The 4567-nt window shown below is 28.3% G+C and carries 6 protein-coding genes; 3 read left to right on the forward strand and 3 right to left on the reverse strand.

All coding sequences use genetic code 11. The annotated features are described in order from the left end of the window. Positions 1-458, reverse strand: a 458-nt coding sequence (locus tag IDG60_RS07085) for a LysR family transcriptional regulator (RefSeq protein WP_162674330.1), incomplete at its 3' end; no start/stop codon positions are given. A gap of 90 nt (positions 459-548) precedes the next feature. On the opposite strand from IDG60_RS07085, the gene IDG60_RS07090 reads away from it, so the two are divergent. Then, positions 549-1082: a DUF4865 family protein gene (locus tag IDG60_RS07090; RefSeq protein WP_000543163.1), complete on the forward strand. Its 534-nt coding sequence runs from the start codon at positions 549-551 to the stop codon at positions 1080-1082. 354 nt (positions 1083-1436) lie between these two features. On the opposite strand, the gene IDG60_RS07095 is transcribed toward IDG60_RS07090, so the two are convergent. Further along, positions 1437-2297 carry a LysR family transcriptional regulator gene (locus IDG60_RS07095; protein WP_001052510.1) on the reverse strand — a complete coding sequence of 287 codons (861 nt, stop codon included), beginning with the start codon at positions 2295-2297 and terminating at the stop codon, positions 1437-1439. Positions 2298-2409: 112 nt separating this feature from the next. Here IDG60_RS07095 and IDG60_RS07100 point away from each other — a divergent pair, with 112 nt between their 5' ends. After that, a complete protein-coding gene (locus IDG60_RS07100) occupies positions 2410-2961 on the forward strand; it encodes a flavodoxin family protein (RefSeq protein WP_000627024.1) in 552 nt (183 codons plus the stop codon). Beyond that, positions 2954-4174: an MFS transporter gene (locus IDG60_RS07105; RefSeq protein ID WP_000130763.1), complete on the forward strand. Its 1221-nt coding sequence runs from the start codon at positions 2954-2956 to the stop codon at positions 4172-4174. The genes IDG60_RS07100 and IDG60_RS07105 overlap by 8 nt, the downstream gene beginning before the upstream one ends. 71 nt (positions 4175-4245) lie before the next feature. On the opposite strand, the gene IDG60_RS07110 is transcribed toward IDG60_RS07105, so the two are convergent. After that, on the reverse strand, positions 4246-4542 hold the full coding sequence (locus tag IDG60_RS07110) for a TfoX/Sxy family protein (protein WP_000201640.1): 297 nt from the start codon (positions 4540-4542) through the stop codon (positions 4246-4248). Between the last annotated feature and the right edge of the window lie 25 nt (positions 4543-4567).

Below are 4567 nucleotides of genomic sequence, written 5' to 3' on the forward strand. Positions count from 1 at the left end.
GTATCAACATTACTAAGTCTATAATTTGAGTCGTTAATTTTTATGAATGAAATAACCTTATCATAATTATTTTTTTCTATAGCTTTTCTAATATTTCCACTAGAAATAAAATTAATTGAGTTATTCGACATCATAATTTCTTCGCTCTCAGATAAATAATTAAATAACAGTTCTGAGCATAAAATAGACATAGTATTATTTTTCATTTTATTTTTTATAGTCTCTGTATCTCTTAATACTTTTTTGCTATACGCTAAGAATTCTTCGCCTGCTTTAGTTGCCTTAGCACCTTTTTGATTTCTAAAAAGCAAAACTACACCTAATTCATTTTCAAGCTTGCTAATTCTTTGAGATATATTAGATTGTGCATATCTAAGTTTAATTGCAGCTTTATTGATAGATGCTTCTTCACATACAGTTATAAAAATTTCCAAATCATTAAAGTTCAATTTAATCACCTATCACTTTTTATGATAACTATATCACAATTGGATAATATGAGATTTTACTTATTATTGCTATCCTTTTTATAAAAGGGGGTATGCTAAATGCATGCAATGCAATATCATGTTAAGTTGCCTAGTGATTACAATATGGAAATAATTAGAGATAGAGTTCGATTAAATGGTTATAAGACTGATGGATTTAAAAATTTAATTATAAAAGCTTATTTAATAAGTCAAACAACTACTAATTGCATTACAAATACTTATTCACCATTATATTTATGGAGAAGTTCAGAGGGGATGACTGAATTTATATTCAATGGATTTTATGATAATGTTATTTCTTCTTTTGGATGGCAAAATATAAATATTGGTGTGATATATTCAATGAACATAACCGATTCTGTTAAACATAGTCTTTATGCGCTTGAAGAATATATCGACATTTTCCCTACTTTATCTCTAAAAGAAATAGAAATCAAAAAATTGTTTAGAATCTTCGATAATGCAGTTGCAGAAATTATAATTTATAATCCTGATAAGTGGAAGTTTGTGAAATATTCATTTATTGAAAATCTTCCAAAGAGTCTCAATCCAAATATAAAAATTTATGATGTACTATATATCTCACAATGAAAGTACAGATTTAAAGTTATTATTATCAACATTAGAAAACAGACTAAAATAATTTATCTGAACTTATTAATAATAAAGAACCTGCTAGATGACAGCTATTTAAAATACATAAGCTACTCATTTAGCAGGTTAAAATATTAATCAATCCATACTAACTAGTATGATTCAAAGGTTTTCATCTATTAAATTCTTTACTATTTTGAAAATGAATGCCCGCAATTTGAAATTTCAACTAGAAATAATCCTTATTAAAGATATAAATCACCTGTTTTTATATTGAATTACTTTTTCATTAACATCTCATTTAAATTATTATCTTTGAGTTTCACCATAACTACACGTTTTCACCAATAATTATAAAAAAACATCTTTTACAAAAGATTCAAGTACTTGCTTATTCGATTCAGGATTAATTATCAATGTTGTTTCTAAATTCGGAATATCGACATCTACGTCTATTTGAAACAAACTTTTATTTTCTAATTCATCTGCAACAATAAATTCCGGCAATAGCGCAATCCCACCTGAATTTTTCAAGTGTTTTTTTAATGACTCAATTCCTAGAAATTCAATCATTTGTTTTGTTGAAAAGCTATATTTATATAAAATCATTTCTAACTGTTCTCTGTAACTACACCCTTTTTCAGTAACAAGTAATGTATGGTTTTGAATATCGTTTAATTTGAAATCTTTCATCTCTTTGTTAGTAACAAATATTAAACGTTCTTCAGTTATAGGAATAGCAGTTAAGTTACTATTAATAATCTTTTCGTCTGTGATAAGGCTAATATCCGATTTGAAATTAGCAATTTCTTCTTTAATATAGAAATTAGAATGTGCGGATTTAAACTTCAAGTTTACATATGGGTGTTCAGCTAACCATTCACTAATCTTATTATAGTAGCGATACAAATACTGACTTTCTTGCATGTTAATACTTATATTTACCTTCTTATTGTAAAGTCCTTTTATTTCTCTCTCGTATTCGCTATTACTATCTAAAATCACTTTAGCGTATTTAACGTATGCTAAGCCTTCTTCCGTTAGTTCCATACCATATTTTTTTCTATAAAATAATTTAACATCTAATTGCCTTTCTAATTTTTCAATATGTGTAGATACAGTTGACTGTGAATAGTTAAGTAACTCTGATGCTTTAGTAAGGTTCTTTGTTTCACTAGTTACTAAAAATGATTTTAAAATGTTTAAGTTCAAAGTAGTACCTCCTTTAGGGTTCCCTTTTATCGAATCCTGAATTCTAAGAATTCTGATTTAATAATAATATATTAAATATTATTATAAAGGTAAATCGAAAGGAGTTATGACTATGATTACTTGTTTATTTGGAAGTAGTAGAAAAGATGGCAATTCAGCTATCGCAGTAGAGAATCTATTGAAGAATTTAAAAGTCAACTTTGTGAATTTATATCAAAGCAACATTGAAAAGGTTACAGATAATCGTCATAGCAAAGGTGCCAACTTTCATAATGATGATTACGAACAAATTTTAATCAAAGTTTTAGAATCAGATATTATTATTTTTTCAACACCACTCTATTGGTACTCCATGAGTGCGTCTTTAAAACTCTTCATTGATAGATGGACCGAGTCATTGCGAGATACGCAAATAGACAACTTCAAAGAAATCATGTCACAAAAAAAGTATTTGATTTTAATCATAGGTGGCGACAATCCGCATACCAAAGCACAACCTTTAGTCAACCAATTCAAATTAATATTTGAGTTTATGAATATTACTAACTATAGATTTTTGATCGGCGAAGGCAATAAACCATTCGATATTTTAAACGACTCTCAATTTATAGAAGAGCTCGCAAATATAAATCTTGCATTGAAAAAAGGTGATATTTATGACTGATTTGTTGAAAATTAAAAACTTCAGATTGTTCTTTTTAGCAGAAATAATTTCAGCATTCGGAGTTGGAATTAGTACAGTTGGGGCTAATTGGTATTTAATCGACAAAACTAACGACTCCCAACTATTAGGTATTATGTTAGCTTTAAATGTATTATCCGGTTTCTTAGCTTCTCCTATAATAGGTGGACTAGCCGATAAATATAATAGACGAAATATTATTTTAATCACCTATCTTCTTCAGGTAATATTATATTTACTCATTGTCATAGCACTCGTAATGATAGGATTTGAGACCTATTTAGTGATTGGATTTGCGATTGTTAATGGGATAGGTTGGACTACGTATATGGCAACATCTAGAAGTTTAGTTAAACAGATATTAAAACCAGATCAATATACAGATGCAAATTCTCTATTAGAGATTAGTTTGCAAACAGGTATGTTTATTGCAGGTGGATTATCAGGAATATTATATAAAATAAATGGATTCACTCTAATTATAGCGATGACTATAATGATGTTTCTAATCAGCATTTTTATGTTATTTAGATTGCATGTAGATAAACCAACTCATTCAGAGGAAGAATCAACAAATAGCTTATTGCAAGAATATTTATTAGGATGGAAATTTTTAAAAGACAACATGATGATATTTATTTTTGGAGTTATTTCAATCATACCAATGGTGTTTACAATGATCTTTAACATATCATTACCAGGATATGTTTATAATGTTTTAAAACTTTCGTCTGTACAATTTGGTTTTTCAGATATGTTATATGGCATTGGAGGATTATGTGCAGGTTTAATTTCAGCTATTCTTTCGAAGAAAATCTCAACTAAAGTATTGATATTTTTGTTATATTTCATATTAGTCATAAATTCAGCACTATTTATTTGGATAAACTCAGCATTTTACTTATTCATAGGATCATTTATACTAGGCTACTCAATTTCATCAATCAGAATTTATATGAATACAGCTATAATGAACACTGTTTCAGATAAATATGTCGGTCGCTCATTTACGATATGGACGTCAATTTCATTGTTACTGCAAAGTTTCATTGCTCCATTTTTAGGAAGATGGATTAATGAAATTAATGATAAATTCGGTTTCTATATTATACTCATTTTATCCTTACTCATATTTGTTACACTGCTGCTTGTTAACAAAACAGACAAAATAAAATATGCACATAAAGAAGAGTGACCGTCACTCTTCTTTAACAAGCGACCATTTATCGATGGGCTTAGTTCTCTCTGCACCCACACTTCACTACTTCACTTTTTCAAATCATTTTTTATGGTCTTAAATAAATCAGTGAGATTTGTTGCTTCGGTAAAGTCTAGAATTAATATCATTTCTTTAGAACCTGGATATGGCGAAACTAATGTATTATCTTGCAATTTCTGCTGGGCACTTTTAGTCGCCTTGACCAATAATCTATTATCATACAAACCACCTATAACCACGCCATCATAATAAATAATATATTCTCCCATCATCTTTCTTGTCTTAACCGCGTTTGAATTCACATGATTTAAAAATAAATCATGTACATCTTTCTTAGTCGCCATTGTAATCGCTCCTTCAGTTTTATGT

It is taken from the genome of Staphylococcus sp. EG-SA-2 (assembly GCF_017152085.1).